At 69.3% G+C, this 14,464-nt stretch carries 15 protein-coding genes; 14 read left to right on the top strand and 1 reads right to left on the bottom strand.

Features of this window, described 5'->3' with window-relative positions; translation table 11 throughout:
• Nucleotides 1-114 precede the first annotated feature (114 nt).
• From lepB to dxr, 12 genes are all read left to right on the top strand, one after another.
• A complete protein-coding gene (gene lepB / locus ACLBX9_RS15345) occupies nt 115-900 on the top strand; it encodes a signal peptidase I (protein WP_447719523.1) in 786 nt (261 codons plus the stop codon).
• Nucleotides 897-1,676 (top strand): ribonuclease III, encoded by a 780-nt coding sequence (rnc, locus tag ACLBX9_RS15340; protein WP_447719522.1) that lies wholly within the window; start codon nt 897-899, stop codon nt 1,674-1,676. Before lepB ends, rnc begins: the two co-directional genes overlap by 4 nt.
• Nucleotides 1,673-2,668 (top strand): GTPase Era, encoded by a 996-nt coding sequence (era, locus tag ACLBX9_RS15335; protein ID WP_447719521.1) that lies wholly within the window; start codon nt 1,673-1,675, stop codon nt 2,666-2,668. Before rnc ends, era begins: the two co-directional genes overlap by 4 nt.
• A gap of 139 nt (nt 2,669-2,807) precedes the next feature.
• The gene (locus ACLBX9_RS15330) at nt 2,808-3,713 is read left to right on the top strand and encodes a class I SAM-dependent methyltransferase (RefSeq protein WP_447719520.1); all 906 of its coding nucleotides are present in this window, start codon (nt 2,808-2,810) and stop codon (nt 3,711-3,713) included.
• Complete coding sequence (locus ACLBX9_RS15325) at nt 3,710-4,450, top strand: pseudouridine synthase (RefSeq protein WP_447719519.1); 741 nt, start codon at nt 3,710-3,712, stop codon at nt 4,448-4,450. Before ACLBX9_RS15330 ends, ACLBX9_RS15325 begins: the two co-directional genes overlap by 4 nt.
• 189 nt (nt 4,451-4,639) lie before the next feature.
• On the top strand, nt 4,640-5,707 hold the full coding sequence (locus ACLBX9_RS15320; RefSeq protein WP_447719518.1) for a 30S ribosomal protein S2: 1,068 nt from the start codon (nt 4,640-4,642) through the stop codon (nt 5,705-5,707).
• Nucleotides 5,708-5,825: 118 nt separating this feature from the next.
• Nucleotides 5,826-6,752, top strand: coding sequence for a translation elongation factor Ts (gene tsf / locus ACLBX9_RS15315; protein ID WP_010682838.1), 927 nt, complete (start codon nt 5,826-5,828; stop codon nt 6,750-6,752).
• A 148-nt stretch (nt 6,753-6,900) separates the two neighbouring features.
• On the top strand, nt 6,901-7,047 hold the full coding sequence (locus ACLBX9_RS15310; protein ID WP_447719517.1) for a hypothetical protein: 147 nt from the start codon (nt 6,901-6,903) through the stop codon (nt 7,045-7,047).
• 196 nt (nt 7,048-7,243) lie between these two features.
• Complete coding sequence (gene pyrH / locus ACLBX9_RS15305) at nt 7,244-7,966, top strand: UMP kinase (RefSeq protein WP_010682839.1); 723 nt, start codon at nt 7,244-7,246, stop codon at nt 7,964-7,966.
• A 115-nt stretch (nt 7,967-8,081) separates the two neighbouring features.
• Nucleotides 8,082-8,645 carry a ribosome recycling factor gene (gene frr, locus ACLBX9_RS15300; RefSeq protein ID WP_010682840.1) on the top strand — a complete coding sequence of 188 codons (564 nt, stop codon included), beginning with the start codon at nt 8,082-8,084 and terminating at the stop codon, nt 8,643-8,645.
• Nucleotides 8,646-8,663: 18 nt separating this feature from the next.
• Complete coding sequence (locus ACLBX9_RS15295) at nt 8,664-9,521, top strand: phosphatidate cytidylyltransferase (RefSeq protein WP_447719516.1); 858 nt, start codon at nt 8,664-8,666, stop codon at nt 9,519-9,521.
• Between the two features lie 19 nt (nt 9,522-9,540).
• Nucleotides 9,541-10,719, top strand: a complete 1,179-nt coding sequence (dxr, locus tag ACLBX9_RS15290; protein WP_447719515.1) for a 1-deoxy-D-xylulose-5-phosphate reductoisomerase — start codon at nt 9,541-9,543, stop codon at nt 10,717-10,719.
• Between the two features lie 22 nt (nt 10,720-10,741).
• On the opposite strand, the gene ACLBX9_RS15285 is transcribed toward dxr, so the two are convergent.
• Nucleotides 10,742-11,380, bottom strand: coding sequence for a TetR/AcrR family transcriptional regulator (locus tag ACLBX9_RS15285; protein WP_447719514.1), 639 nt, complete (start codon nt 11,378-11,380; stop codon nt 10,742-10,744).
• Between the two features lie 139 nt (nt 11,381-11,519).
• Here ACLBX9_RS15285 and ACLBX9_RS15280 point away from each other — a divergent pair, with 139 nt between their 5' ends.
• The gene (locus tag ACLBX9_RS15280) at nt 11,520-12,752 is read left to right on the top strand and encodes an HlyD family secretion protein (protein WP_447719513.1); all 1,233 of its coding nucleotides are present in this window, start codon (nt 11,520-11,522) and stop codon (nt 12,750-12,752) included.
• 80 nt (nt 12,753-12,832) lie between these two features.
• The gene (locus tag ACLBX9_RS15275; RefSeq protein WP_447719537.1) at nt 12,833-14,344 is read left to right on the top strand and encodes a DHA2 family efflux MFS transporter permease subunit; all 1,512 of its coding nucleotides are present in this window, start codon (nt 12,833-12,835) and stop codon (nt 14,342-14,344) included.
• Nucleotides 14,345-14,464 lie beyond the last annotated feature (120 nt).

The raw sequence follows: 14,464 nt of genomic DNA, 5'->3' as shown, positions 1-14,464 counted from the left end.
GCGGACACGATTGCGGCGCATTCCTCGGGACAACCGCATATCAGGCCGCCCGCGGCGGGGCAGCGCCCCGCCGGCGGCAGGCGACGGACTCTCAAGCGAAGACGGAACGCGCGCGTGGATTACGACGGCAAGCCGCTCAGGAAACCCGCCGAGACCGGCACCTGGGCCAGCATCCGTGAGACGCTGAAGGTCGGCATCCAGGCGCTGCTCATCGCCCTGGTTGTTCGCACGCTTCTGTTCCAGCCGTTCAACATCCCCTCGGGCTCGCTGGTGCCGACGCTGCTGATCGGCGACTACCTGTTCGTCTCGAAATATTCCTACGGATACTCCAAATACTCGCTGCCGCTTTCGGAATATATTCCGATTCAGGCGGAGGGCCGGATCTGGGGCGCCGAGCCGAAGCGCGGCGACATCGCGGTGTTCAAGCTGCCGAAGGACAACGCGACCGACTACATCAAGCGCGTGATCGGCCTGCCGGGCGACAAGATCCAGATGATCGACGGCGTGCTCAACATCAACGGCAAGGCGGTCAAGCGCGAGCGGATCGCCGATTATGAGACGTCCGATCCCTACGGGCAGGCCACCAAGGTGCCGCAGTACCTCGAGACCCTGCCCAACGGCGTGGTCCACCGCGTGATCGAGCGCGACGGCGACAACGGGTTCTGGGACAAGACCGAGCTGTACACCGTCCCGCCCGGTCACTTCTTCATGATGGGCGACAACCGCGACAACTCGACGGATTCGCGCGACCTCGCGAGCGTCGGCTACGTGCCGTTCGCCAATCTGGTCGGGCGCGCCGAGATGATCTTCTTCTCCATCGACGAGGGCACCCCGGCGTGGCAGGTCTGGAACTGGCCGGCCCACGTGCGCTGGACGCGCCTGTTCTCGACGATCCATTGACCGGTCCGGACTTGGACGACGCCGCGCAGCCCCGAAACTCCGCGCGGGCACGCCGTGCCCACAAGCCCCGTCCGCCGCTCGGGGCGCTTGAGGAGCGGATCGGCCATCGCTTCGCCGACCAGAACTTGCTGACCCGCGCCCTGACCCACACCAGCAAGGCAAGCGGCCGGGGCGGCAGCTACCAGCGCCTCGAATTCCTCGGTGACCGCGTGCTCGGCCTCGCGGTGGCGGACCGCCTCTACGGCGCGTTCCCCGAGGCCGACGAGGGCGACCTCTCCCGGCAGCTGGCGGCTCTGGTCCGGCGCGAGACCTGCGCGGTCGTCGCCGCCGCCTGGGAAGTCGGGCCGCACCTGATCCTCGGCCAGGGCGAGGTGATGGGCGGGGGGCGACGCAATCAGACGATCCTGGCGGATGTCTGCGAGGCGATCCTGGGCGCGATCTACCTCGACGCCGGATTTGACGCCGCCCGGGCGGTGGTCGAGGCGCATTTCCGGCCCGCCGAGCCCAACGCTGCGCCGCGGGGCCGCGACGCAAAATCCGCCCTTCAGGAATGGGCCATGGGCCGCAGCCTGCCGATCCCCACCTATGAGGTGGTGGAGCGCACTGGCCCCGACCACGCGCCGCGGTTCCGCATCGCCGTGCAGGTCGAGGGCCTCGAGCCCGGTCTCGGCGACGGCACGTCGAAGCGGATTGCCGAGCAGGCGGCCGCCCAGGCGCTTCTGGAGCGGGAGGGGATCGGAGCCTCGCCGGAGGCGGGGCCGACGGAGACAGCATGACCGCACACGACGAAGACGAGCACGACCGGGACGGCCCCGACGGTCCAGGCGGGGCGGAGCCCCCGCGCGATCCGTCTGCCCTGCCGGGCACGCCCGCCGATGCCCGAGCCGGCTTCGTGGCGCTGATCGGCGTGCCCAACGCCGGCAAGTCGACCCTGCTGAACAGCCTCGTCGGCACTAAGGTTTCGATCGTCTCCCGAAAGGTGCAGACGACCCGCGCGCTGGTGCGGGGGATCCTCATCGAGGGCTCGGCCCAGGTGGTCCTCGTCGACACGCCCGGCATTTTCGCGCCCAAGCGCCGCCTCGACCGGGCGATGGTTCACTCGGCCTGGAGCGGCGCGGCGGACGCCGACGCGGTGTGCCTGCTGGTCGACGCGCGCAAGGGGATCGACTCGGAGGTGGAGGCCGTGCTCGGCCGGCTCGGCGAGGTGAGGCGGGAGAAGCTGCTGATCCTCAACAAGATCGACCTGATCCCGCGGGAGCGTCTGCTCGACCTCGCGGCCAAGCTCAACGCCGCCGCTCCCTTCGCCGAGACCTTCATGATCTCGGCGCTGAACGGCGACGGCGTTGACGACCTGCGCCGCGCCCTGGCGGCCCGGATGCCGGCGGGACCCTGGCTCTATCCGGAGGATCAGGTCTCGGACGCGCCGCTGCGCATGCTCGCCGCCGAAATCACCCGGGAGAAGATCTACGACCGGCTGCATGAGGAGCTGCCCTACCGCTCCACCGTTGAGACCGACCAGTGGCAGATCCGGTCCGACGGATCCGTGCGGATCGAGCAGACGATCTTCGTCGAGCGGGAGAGCCAGCGCTCGATCGTGCTCGGCAAGGGCGGGCAGACCATCAAGGCGATCGGACAGGCGGCGCGCGTCGAGATCGCCGAGGCGGCCGACGCCAAGGTTCACCTGTTCCTGCACGTGAAGGTCCGTGAGAATTGGGCCGACGATCCGGCCCGCTACCGCGAGATGGGCCTGGAATTTCCGCGGGGCTGACCCGTCAGGTGCTGGGCTTCCGGCTCGATTGCGGTATAAATCGCGGCGTTCCCCCGGATAAACCGAGTCGGGCGCGGGCCCGACCCGCTCCGCCGCGGATTTGCGTTCCGGAGCCGGCTCTCCAGATCCCGAATACTTCATGCGCCATGCCGTCTACGGTCTGCCGCCGGTCGACCTCGCCGAGGTCCCCGGTGACGCCGTCCAGCTTTCCCCGTTGATCCCCGGCGCCGAACGACTGGAGGATCTGTCCGAGAACAGCATCGATTCGGCCACGGTGCTGGCGCCCCCCGGAACGGTCGAGCGGCGCTACGTGCTCGCGCAGATGCTGCGTGCGCTTGGGCCGGGCGGCCGCATGGTGGCGCTGGCGCCGAAGGATCGCGGCGGTACCCGCTTGGCCAAGGAACTCACGACGTTCGGATGTGCCGCCGCCGACCAGCCGCGCCGGCATCACCGGATCTGCACGGCCGAGCGGCCGCCTTCGCTGGCCGGTCTCGCCGAGGCGATCGACGATGGGGCTCCCCGCCACGTCGACAATCTCGCCCTGTGCACGCAACCGGGTATCTTCTCCTGGGACCGGCTCGATCCCGGCACGGCGCTTCTCTTGGCGAACCTGCCGACGCTCAAGGGCCGCGGCGCCGATTTCGGCTGCGGTCTCGGCATCCTCTCCCGCGCGGTCCTCAGGTCCGACGCCGTGGCGACCCTCACGCTGGTGGAGATCGATCGCCGGGCCGTCGAGATGGCGCGCCGCAACGTCGCCGACCCGCGGGCGACGATCCATTGGGCGGATGTCCGGACCCCCGGCGTGGTGCCCGACCATCTCGATTTCGTCGTGACCAACCCGCCCTTCCATGAGGGCGGGAGCGAGGATCCGTCCCTCGGCCGCGCCTTCATCGCCCGGGCCGCCGAGGTGCTTCGTCCCGGCGGCACGCTGTGGCTCGTCGCCAACGCGCATCTGCCCTACGAGGCGAGCCTGCGCGAGGCGTTCCGGCACGTCGCGGTGGCCGTGCAGGCAGGCGGCTTCCGGGTCTACGAGGCGCGCCGGTGAGCGCTGCGAAGTCCGTCCGGCTCGACAAGCTCCTCGCCAACCTCGGTTACGGCTCCCGGCGTGAGGTCCAGGGGCTCGCCCGCGCCGGCGCCATTCGCCTTGACGGTGCGGAGCTGGAGGATGCCGGGGATCGGATCCCCCTCGATCAGGATCTGCCCGACCGCCTGACAATCGACGGCGAGCCCCTCGACCCGCTGCCCGGACTCTGCCTGATGCTGCACAAGCCGCTCGGCGTCACCTGCTCGCACAAGGAGGCCGGTCCGCTGGTCTACGGATTGCTGCCGGAGCGCTGGCGCCGGCGGGAGCCGCCGCTCTCGACGGTCGGCCGCCTCGACAAGGAGACCTCGGGCCTGCTCCTGCTCACCGACGACGGCGTGCTGCTGCACCGGATCATCAGTCCGAAGGCCAGCGTGGCGAAGCGCTACCGTGTCACCCTCGACCGGCCGCTGGCGGGGAACGAGGCGACGGTCTTGGCCTCCGGGACGCTGATGCTGGAGGGCGAGGAGCGCCCCTTGTTGCCGGTGCGGCTCGACGTGGAGGATGAGACGCACTGTGCCGTGACGCTGACCGAGGGTCGATACCATCAGGTTCGGCGTATGTTCGCCGCACTGGGCAACCACGTGACGGCGCTGCACCGGGACCGGGTCGGCGGACTTGCTCTGCCGGCCGACCTGCCGGCGGGAGATTACCGGGTCATGGCGGCGGACGACGTGGCAGCGGTGTTCGCGACAGAGTGAGCTTGCACGGCGCGGCCTGCGCCGGATCGTTGCTCCGCGCCTTGCCTTCAACCCGCCCCTCTGCTAAGCGCCCGCCCATCCCACACGCGGAGCCGGCCTCATGCCTGAATGAGGCGTTTCCGGTGGTCGTCCGAGATCTCGGCCGGCCGCATCCCTCCGCGGCGGATATAACCGGAGAGCACAAAAGACATGGCCGTCGATTTCTCTATGCGTCAGCTCCTCGAAGCGGGCGCGCATTTCGGTCACCAGGCGCACCGCTGGAACCCGAAGATGCAGCCGTACATCTTCGGTACGCGCAACAACATCCACATCATCGACCTCGCCCAAACCGTGCCGGCGATGCACCAGGCGCTGCAGGCGGTGAGCGACACCGTCGCCAAGGGTGGCCGCGTGCTGTTCGTCGGCACCAAGCGCCAGGCGGCCGACACGATCGCCGAGGCGGCGAAGCGCTCGGCCCAGTACTACGTCAACTCCCGCTGGCTGGGCGGCATGCTCACCAACTGGAAGACGATCTCGGGCTCGATCTCGCGCCTGCGGAAGGTCACCGAGACGCTGGAGACCGGTGGCCCGGGCCTGACCAAGAAGGAGCGCCTGATGCTCTCCCGTGAGAAGGAAAAGCTCGAGAAGGCGCTCGGCGGCATCAAGGACATGGGTGGCGTCCCCGACCTGCTGTTCGTGATCGACACCAACAAGGAGCAGCTGGCGATCAAGGAGGCGAACCGCCTCGGCATCCCGGTGGCTGCCATCGTCGACACCAACTGCAACCCCGACGGCATCACCCACATCGTCCCGGCCAACGACGACGCCGGCCGCGCCATCGCGCTCTACTGCGACCTGATCGCCAAGGCCGCCATCGACGGCATCTCGCGTGCCCAGGGCTCGTCGGGCATGGATCTCGGCGCCTCCGAGGAGCCGATGGCCGAGGAGCTGCCGGCGAACGACGACGCGGCCGTCACGGTCGAGTCCGACGCCCTCGACCCGGCCGACGTGGCGATGCTCGCCGAGTCGACCGAGCATTTCGAGCTGCTCGCCGCCCCGCGCGGCGCGCCGGACGATCTGACCAAGCTCAACGGCGCCGGCCCGCAGATCGTGCAGAAGCTCAACGACGCCGGCATCTACCACTACTGGCAGCTGGCCGCGATGACCCCCGAGGACGTCGCTAAGGTCGATGCCGACCTGAAGCTCAACGGCCGCATCGACCGCGACTCGTGGGTCTCGCAGGCCCGCGGCTTCGTCGAGGCCGCCGCGGCGGCCTGATCCATCGGGACTCCGCGACGGCACCGTCATCGGGCCGTCGCGGTTCCAGGCATACCGGGCCCGGCCGCTCACCCGCGCGCCGGGCCTCTCGCATCCAGACCACACGAAAGGGATCGCCATGGCCAACATCACCGCCGCGATGGTGAAGGAGCTCCGGGAGAAGACCGGCGCCGGCATGATGGACTGCAAGGGCGCGCTCAACGAGACGCAGGGCGATATCGAGGCCGCCGTCGACTGGCTGCGCAAGAAGGGTCTCGCCAAGGCCGCCAAGAAGGCCGGCCGCGTCGCCGCCGAGGGCCTCGTCGCCGTCGAGTCCGCCGGCCACCACGCCGCCGTGGTCGAGGTGAACTCCGAGACCGACTTCGTCGCCCGCAACGACGCCTTCCAGGCCTTCGCCCGCGAGGCCGCCAAGATCGCGCTCAACACCGACGGCACGCTCGAGGGTCTCCAGGCCGCCCATTTCCCGGGTGCCGCCGAGACCGTCTCGGAGAAGCTGCAGGCCCTGATCGCCACGATCGGCGAGAACATGAACCTGCGCCGAGTCACCAAGCTTGAGGTCAAGAAGGGCGTCATCGCCTCCTACGTGCACAACCAGATCTCCGAAGGCCTCGGCAAGATCGGCGTGCTCGTGGCGCTGGAATCCGAGGGCGACGTCGACGCGCTGTCGACGCTGGGCCGCCAGATCGCCATGCACGTTGCGGCGACCAACCCGGTCGCGCTGGACGCCTCGGGCGTCGACGCGGCCACGGTGGAGCGCGAGTCGAACATTCTGCGCGAGAAGAACGCCGGCAAGCCGGATCACGTCCTCGCCAAGATCGTCGAGAGCGGCCTGAAGAGCTACTACAAGGAGGTTACCCTCCTGGATCAGCCCTTCGTGCACGACGGCTCGAAGACAGTGAGCCAGGTTCTGAAGGAAGCTGCCTCCAAGGTGGGCGGTCCGGTCACGCTGACGGGCTTCGTCCGCTACGCCTTGGGCGAGGGCATCGAGAAGGAGGAGGGGCCGGACTTCGCCACCGAGGTGGCGCAGCAGGCCGGTCGCGCCTGAACTTTCGGGCTCTTCGAATCGGTGATTTCCATGCCCCGTCCGGCGCACGCCGGGCGGGGTTTCTTTGTCAGGCTCGAAACTTGAGCCGGGGCCGCGATCCCGAGAGGGGTCCATCGGCCGCCGTTCGCGCTATCATCCGTCATCCGCCGTGTTGCAGCGCACACCGCATCTCGCAGTCGCGCACTACCTTGGCGTTATGGCTCTGAAACCCTTCTCCTACCTGATGATCGGCGTGTTCGCGTCCGGTCTCGTCATGACCATCTTGGGCGCCGTCGGCGTTCTGGCCGGCAGCTGACATCGGCAGCCGGCATGCCATCGACGATGCCGGCGCCTCACCCCGCTAAGAATGACGCATCCAGGGTTGATCCCCACTCCGGTTGTGCCTCCACCGGTCGATCTCGCCGGATCAGCCTCAACCCCTCGACGCGGCTCCCACGCCTGACGTAGAAGCCTCCCGGCTTGCGCGATGCGGGATGGAGCCGGGGACACCGATGCCGGATACGACGCCGTTTCGCCGGATCTTGCTGAAGCTGTCGGGTGAGGCTCTGGCCGCGCCGGACGGCTACTGGCTGCATCCCCCGACCCTCGCGGGGCTCGCGGAGGACATCGCTCGCACCATCGAGGCGGGCGCTGAGATCGCCATCGTGGTCGGCGGCGGCAACATGATCCGCGGGGCGCGGATCTCGGCGGCCGGCTGGATCGACCGGGCCACGGGCGATTCCCTCGGAATGATGGCTACCGTCATGAACTCGCTGGCCATCGAGACCGCGCTGAACGCGGCCGGGGTCCAGGCGCGGACGATGTCGGCGGTGTCGATGCCGACCATCTGCGAGACCTATGCCCGTCAGCCGGCCCTGCACCACCTCGACAAGGGCCAGGTGGTCGTCCTGGCCGGCGGCACCGGCAATCCGTTCTTCACCACGGACACGGCGGCCGTCCTGCGCGCTGCGGAACTCCGCTGCGACGCCGTGCTCAAGGCGACCCAAGTCGACGGCGTCTACTCAGCCGATCCGAAGAAGGACCCTGGCGCCACGCGCTACGACCGCATCACCCACGACGAGGCGATCGCCCGCGACCTCAAGGTGATGGACACCGCCGCCTTCGCGCTGGCCCGGGAAAGCCGGCTGTCGATCCTCGTCGGCTCGCTGCACCCGCCGAGCTCGATCGCCGCAATCCTGTCTGGCGAGGCGCCCTCGACCCTCGTGGCGCCCTGACGCGGCGGCGGGAATGCCGCCGCGACCGTTTGCGGCCCTGAAAAAATTCGTCCATTGAGGCCGCGACCGCCCGCGCCGGGCTCAAGACCACGTCAGACGTCTCGGGACGACCCTCATGGCCACACCGGAATTCGACCTCAACGACATCAAGCGCCGCATGCAGGGCGCCGTCGCCTCGCTCTCGAAGGATCTCGGCTCGCTGCGCACCGGGCGTGCCACGCCCTCGCTCCTCGACCCAATCCAGGTCGACGCCTACGGCTCGATGATGCCGATGGCCCAGGTGGCCACCGTGAGCGTGCCGGAGCCCCGGCTCCTGTCGATCTCGGTCTGGGACCGCAGCATGGTCACGGCCGTCGAAAAGGCGATCCGCGAGTCCGACCTCGGCCTCAACCCGCAAACCGAAGGCCAGACCATCCGGCTCCGCATCCCCGAGATGAACGAGCAGCGCCGCAAGGAGATGGTCAAGGTCGCCCACAAGTACACCGAGGAGGCCCGCGTCGCCGTGCGTCACGTCCGCCGGGACGGCCTCGACCACCTCAAGAAGCTCCTGAAGGACAGCGCCATCTCGGAGGACGACGAGAAGCGCCAGGCCGCCGACGTGCAGAAGGCGACCGATCAGTACATCGGCGAGATCGACGGCGTGCTGGCCTCCAAGGAGAAAGAGATCATGCAGGTCTGAGGCGAAGGGACCGGACGCGTGACCGCCGCCGCCGCACCGGCCGCGCGTCCCTCGGGGCGGCGCGAGCTGTGGCTGCGCGTCGCCTCGGGCGTCGTGCTCGGGGCTGGCGTGCTGGCCGCGCTGATCTATGGCGGCTGGCCTTTCGCCGGAATCTGGCTCGCTGCCGGCATCATCGGTTTCGCCGAATGGATGGTGATGAGCCGCACCGAGCCCCGCGAGGTGCTGATCGCCCTCGGCGCGGCGACCCTCGGTGCCCTGCTGCTCTGCCAGCGCGGCGGTGCTCCGGCGTCGGCCTGCGTGGCGGTCCTGCTGCTCGGCGCCGCGGCCAGCGCCACGGTGGCGCGGACGGGACGCGGGCGGCTGCGCGCCTTCGTCGGCGTGCTCGGCGCGGCGGCGATCGCGGCGGTGCCGGTGGCCCTGCGCGACGATCCTGCCATCGGCCTCGTCGGGCCGGCCTGGATGTTCGCGGTGGTCTGGTCCACCGACATCGCGGCCTATTTCGCCGGCCGGAAAATCGGCGGTCCGAAACTGATGCCCCGGGTCTCGCCCAACAAGACGTGGTCTGGAGCGCTCGGCGGCCTCGTCGGTGCGGTCGCGGCCGGGACCCTGGTGCCGGTGGTGGCCGATCTCGCCGGGATGACGCTTCCGAGCGCCGCCTCCCTGCCGGTGGTGGCGGGCGCGAGCGCGCTCGCCTCGGTCCTGAGCCAGGCGGGCGACCTGATCGAATCCGGTCTCAAGCGCCATTACGGCGTCAAGGATTCCGGGAAGATCATTCCCGGCCACGGCGGCGTCATGGACCGGCTCGACGGATTCTTCGCGGTGGCCGTGTTGGCGGCCGTCTATCTCGCCCTGCGCGGGGGCGGTCTGATCGCGTGACGATGAGGGAGTTGAATCCGTGACCCAGATCGTCACTGTCTTCGGCGCCACCGGCTCGATCGGCCGCTCCACCGCCGATCTCCTCGCCCAGCACGCCGATCGGTTCCGCGTCGGTGCCCTGGTGGGCGGCAAGGATCCCATTGCCCTGGCGAAGGTCGCGCGGGAGCTGAACGCCTCCTTCGCGGCGCTCGCCGACGAAGCCGCCGGGCCGGCCCTGGCCGAGGCCCTGTCGGGCTCCGGCATCCTCAGCGGCGCGGGGGAGGGGGCCGTCATGGAGGCGGCCGCCCGGGACGCCGACATCGTGGTCGCGGCGGTGAGCGGTGCGGCGGGATTGAAATCGACCCATGCCGCACTGCGCCTCGGTCGCAAGGTCGCGCTCGCCAACAAGGAGAGCCTTGTTTGTGCCGGCGACGCCTTCATGCGTGATGCCGCGCGCTACGGCGCCACGATCCTGCCGATGGATTCCGAGCACGATGCCTTGAGCCAGGCGTTGGCCGGCCGGCCCCTTGCCGATGTCCGCACCATGATGATCACGGCGTCCGGCGGCCCGTTCCGGACCTGGACACGCGAGCGCATCGCCGCCGCCTCTGCGGCCGAGGCTGCCGCCCATCCGACATGGTCGATGGGGATGAAGATCAACATCGACTCGGCCAGCTTGATGAACAAGGGCCTCGAGCTGATCGAGGCGCACCACCTGTTCGGCATCGAGCCCGAGCGCCTGGACGTGGTGGTGCATCCGCAATCGGTGATCCACGGCATGGTCTACTGGCTGGACGGCGCCGTCACCGCCGAACTGGCGCTTCCCGACATGCGGGTTCCCATCTCGCACTGCCTCGGGCTCGGGGACCGGCTGACCATCGAGCGGGGCCGGCCCCTGGACCTCGTGAAGCTCGGCTCGCTCACCTTCGAGGCCGCCGACGAAGCGCGCTTCCCGTGCCTGCGGATCGCCCGGGCGGCCCTGGCCGCCGGTGGCGCGGCGCCGACCGTGATGAACGCCGCCAACGAGATCGCCGTGGCGGCATTCATCGCCGGCCGAATCGGCTTCTACGGGATCAGCGACCTGGTGGAGCGCGCCTGCACGCACTTCGCCGATCAGTATCGGACCGCGCCGGCCGATGTGGACGAGGCCCTCGCTATCGACGCCCATGTCCGGGTCTGGAGCGCCGAGGCATTGCCAGAGTTGCGCGCCGCCGGCTGACGATCACTGTCAGAGCCGGATCTCAGCAATCCGGTCCGTAACCCGCGAGGAACACTCGCACCGCCTCGGCAACCTGAAACTGCTTCCGCGCTTCGTCCGCCATGCCCCCGGCGGCAAACAGCATGCGTGTCAGGAGCCCGGCCAGGCAGAGATGCAGGAAGTGCTGCGCCGCCAGGGTCGTATCGGCGATGCGCAGCCGGCCGCCTTTCACCTGGACGTCGAGATAGGCCGACAGCCGGGCCACGCCGCAAGCGGGGCCGGCCTCGTAGTAGACCTGCCCGAAATGCGGGAACTTCTCGCAGACGCCGATCACCATGCGATGAACCGAGATGTGCTCCGGACGGGACATCTCGTTCAGGAAGCTCATGCCGAGGCGGGTCAGGACGGCCGGAACATCCGTGTCCTCCGGATCGAAGGTGAACAGGGTCTCGGCGAGGCTGGCCTTCTCCTGTAGGATCAACGCTTCGAACAGCGCCTCCTTGCTGTCGAAATAGACGTAGAGCGTTCCCTTCGAGACCGCGGCGGCCCGGGCGATCTCGCCCATGCTCGCGCCGTCGTAACCGGCCGAGAGGAACACGGTCCGGGCCCCGTCCAGGATCTGTCGGCGCTTATCGCCCTCGTGAGCGGTTGCGCCACGCTCCAGCACTGCACCCTGTGCCATCTTCCCGCCCAGCGCGCTTGGCGCCGCTCCGCTTGACCGAACCGTTCGGTCAACATAATCTGCGGCACCTTCGGACCCGCGTCAAGGCGCGTCCGAATGATTGACCGAACGGTTCGGTCATTGGACGTGAGGCTTTCAGATGTCCCTGCGCGAGGACGCCGACCGCCCGTTTCCCGCCATCGAGGCTGGCGACGACGAGCGGGCCGAGAACCCGGCGCGACCTGCGCCTGCCGCGATCCCATCGGCCGCACCGGTGGCCGAGCCGGCGCGCGCTGCCCGCAAGCGCCCCCTCAGGCGCACGATCCTGCTCGGCGTTCTGCTGGCTGCACTTGGCTTCGGCGCGTATCAGGGCTGGCACTGGTGGACTGTCGGACGGTTCTTCGTCTCGACGGACGACGCCTATGTCCAGGCCGACATCTCGGTGCTGGCCGCGAAAGTGTCGGGCTATCTCGAATCGGTCCCGGTGGTGAACGGCCTGTCGGTGAAGAAGGGCGACGTGATCGCCAAGCTCGACGACGGCGACTACCGCCTCGCCCTTCAGGCGGCGCAGGACAAGCTGGCCACGCAGGAGAGCACCATCGCGCGGATCGCCCGGCAGACCGAGGCCGCGCAGGCGCAGGTCGCCCAGGCCGCCGCGCAGCTCGACGCGACCCGCGCGGACGCCGTGCGCGCCCAGGCGGATTTCACCCGCGCGACGCAGATGCAGGCGGATTACGTCGCCAAGTCGCGCATCGATCAGGCCCGCGCCGACCGTGACCGGACCGAGGCCTCGGTCAAGGCGATGGAGGCCGGTCTGGTCGCGGCCCGCGCCAATGTCGACGTTCTCCAGGCCCAGAAGCGCGAGGCCGAGAGCCTGGCGGCGGAGCTGCGCACCGCGGTTGACCGGGCGCGCCGCGACCTCGACTTCTCAGTGATCCGCGCGCCCTTCGACGGCGTCGTCGGCAACAAGGCCGTCGAGGCCGGCGCCTACGTATCGCCCGGCACCCGGATCGCCGCACTGGTGCCGCTTCAGAGCGTGCGCATCGACGCGAACTTCAAGGAGACCCAGGTCCAGCGCATGCGGCCGGGACAGCCGGTGACCGTGACGATCGACGCCTATCCGGATCGCGAGATCGAGGGCGTGGTGGAATCGTTCTCGCCGGCCTCCGGCTCCGTGTTCAGCCTGCTGCCGCCGGACAACGCCACCGGCAACTTCACCAAGATCGTGCAGCGCCTGCCGGTTCGCGTCCGCGTGCCGGAGGCGGTGGCCCGCGAGGGCCTGCTGCGGCCCGGCCTGTCGGCGGTGGTGCGGGTCGACACCCGTGCCGGCGCGGACCGGTCGGCGCTCGACCGGGCCGAAGCGGCCCGGCCGGTCAGCACCGCGAGCCGCTGAGACCGATCGTGGCCGCCACCGCCGCCATCTCCGCGGGCGCGCCGGCCGGCGCCGCCGAGCCGCCCCTCGACCGCCGCCGCATGGTGGCGTTCCTCTGCATGGTGTTCGGGATGTTCATGGCGATCCTGGACATCCAGATCGTCTCGGCGTCCCTCAACGAGATCCAGGCCGGCCTGTCGGCCTCGGGTGACGAGATCCCCTGGGTCCAGACCAGCTATCTCATCGCCGAGGTCATCTCGATCCCGCTGTCGGGCACGCTCTCGCGGGTGCTCTCGACGCGCTGGATGTTCGCGATCTCGGCGGGCGGCTTCACCGTCATGAGCCTGATGTGCGCGACCTCCTCGTCCATCGGCGAGATGATCGTCTGGCGGGCGCTCCAGGGCTTCATCGGCGGCGGCATGATCCCCACGGTCTTCGCCGCGGCTTTCACGATCTTCCCGCCCTCGAAGCGGACGATCGTGTCGCCGATGATCGGCCTCGTGGCGACCCTGGCGCCGACCATCGGGCCGACGGTGGGTGGCTATCTCACCGACCTGCTGTCCTGGCACTGGCTGTTCCTGATCAACGTCGTGCCGGGCATCTTCGTCACCGTCTCGACCTGGATCCTGGTCGATTTCGACAAGCCCAATTACGGCTTGTTGAAGTCTTTCGACTGGGCGGGGCTCGCCTTCATGGCGGGCTTCCTCGGTTGCCTCGAATACGTGCTGGAGGAGGGGCCGAACCACGACTGGCTGCAGGATGAGGCGGTCTTCGCCTGTGCGGTCATCTGCGGTCTGTCGGCGCTGCTGTTCTTCACCCGCGTCTTCACCGCCAAGCAGCCGATCGTGGACCTGCGCGCGTTCTCGGACCGCAACTTCGCCAGCGGCTGCGTCGCGAGTTTCGTGCTGGGCATCGGCCTCTACGGGCTGACCTACATCTACCCGGTCTATCTCGCCCGGGTGCGCGGCTACTCGGCGCTGATGATCGGCGAGACCATGTTCGTCTCGGGTCTGTTCATGTTCATCACGGCGCCGATCGCCGGCCGGCTCTCGGGCAAGGTCGATCCGCGCCTCATGATGGGCGTCGGTTTCGCGGGCTTCGCCTGCGGCACCTGGATCGTCACCGGGCTCACCAAGGACTGGGATTTCTACGAGCTGCTGCTGCCGCAGGTGCTGCGTGGCTGCTCGCTGATGCTGTGCATGATCCCGATCAACAATATCGCTCTGGGGACGCTGCCTCCGGCACGCATGAAAAATGCGTCCGGCCTCTTCAATCTCACGCGCAACCTCGGCGGCGCGGTCGGCCTCGCGCTGATCAACACCATCCTCAACGACCGCTGGGACCTTCACCTCACCCGCCTCCACGAGCGCTTCACCTGGGCGAACACCGCCGCCGTCGAGCGCCTCGACAGTCTGCAGCGCGGCTTCGACTCGTTCGGCAGTGCGGCCCCCGGCATGGCGCTCAAGGCCATGACCAACACCGTGCGGACGCAAGGGCTCGTCATGGCCTTCGAGGACGTGTTCCTCGCCCTGACGGTGCTGTTTCTGGCGATGGCCTGCGCCGCACCCCTGGTCCGGCGTCCGCAGGCCGTGGGAGGCGGGGGCGGCCACTGAGCGGCCGGCTGCCGCGATAGCGAGGATAGCGGGGACAGCACCGCTTCGCCCCCCTCGGACGGGGTCATCGCGTCCTGGGGCGTGCGACCTTCGCGGCCGGCTCGCAGGATTGCGTTGGCG

Source organism: Methylobacterium sp. A49B (assembly GCF_053346215.1).
Note: the sequence above shows the minus strand (reverse complement) of the source record. Positions and strands in the feature narration are given on the sequence as shown.

Excerpts from the sequence above, each read along its gene's own strand:
- ACLBX9_RS15320 (WP_447719518.1), top strand. The coding sequence starts at position 4,640 with ATGGCCGTCGATTTCTCTATGCGTCAGCTCCTCGAAGCGGGCGCGCAT.
- tsf (WP_010682838.1), top strand. The coding sequence starts at position 5,826 with ATGGCCAACATCACCGCCGCGATGGTGAAGGAGCTCCGGGAGAAGACC.
- era (WP_447719521.1), top strand. The coding sequence starts at position 1,673 with ATGACCGCACACGACGAAGACGAGCACGACCGGGACGGCCCCGACGGT.
- ACLBX9_RS15275 (WP_447719537.1), top strand. The coding sequence starts at position 12,833 with ATGGTGGCGTTCCTCTGCATGGTGTTCGGGATGTTCATGGCGATCCTG.
- pyrH (WP_010682839.1), top strand. The coding sequence starts at position 7,244 with ATGCCGGATACGACGCCGTTTCGCCGGATCTTGCTGAAGCTGTCGGGT.
- ACLBX9_RS15280 (WP_447719513.1), top strand. The coding sequence starts at position 11,520 with ATGTCCCTGCGCGAGGACGCCGACCGCCCGTTTCCCGCCATCGAGGCT.
- ACLBX9_RS15330 (WP_447719520.1), top strand. The coding sequence starts at position 2,808 with ATGCGCCATGCCGTCTACGGTCTGCCGCCGGTCGACCTCGCCGAGGTC.
- ACLBX9_RS15285 (WP_447719514.1), bottom strand. The coding sequence starts at position 11,380 with ATGGCACAGGGTGCAGTGCTGGAGCGTGGCGCAACCGCTCACGAGGGC.
- frr (WP_010682840.1), top strand. The coding sequence starts at position 8,082 with ATGGCCACACCGGAATTCGACCTCAACGACATCAAGCGCCGCATGCAG.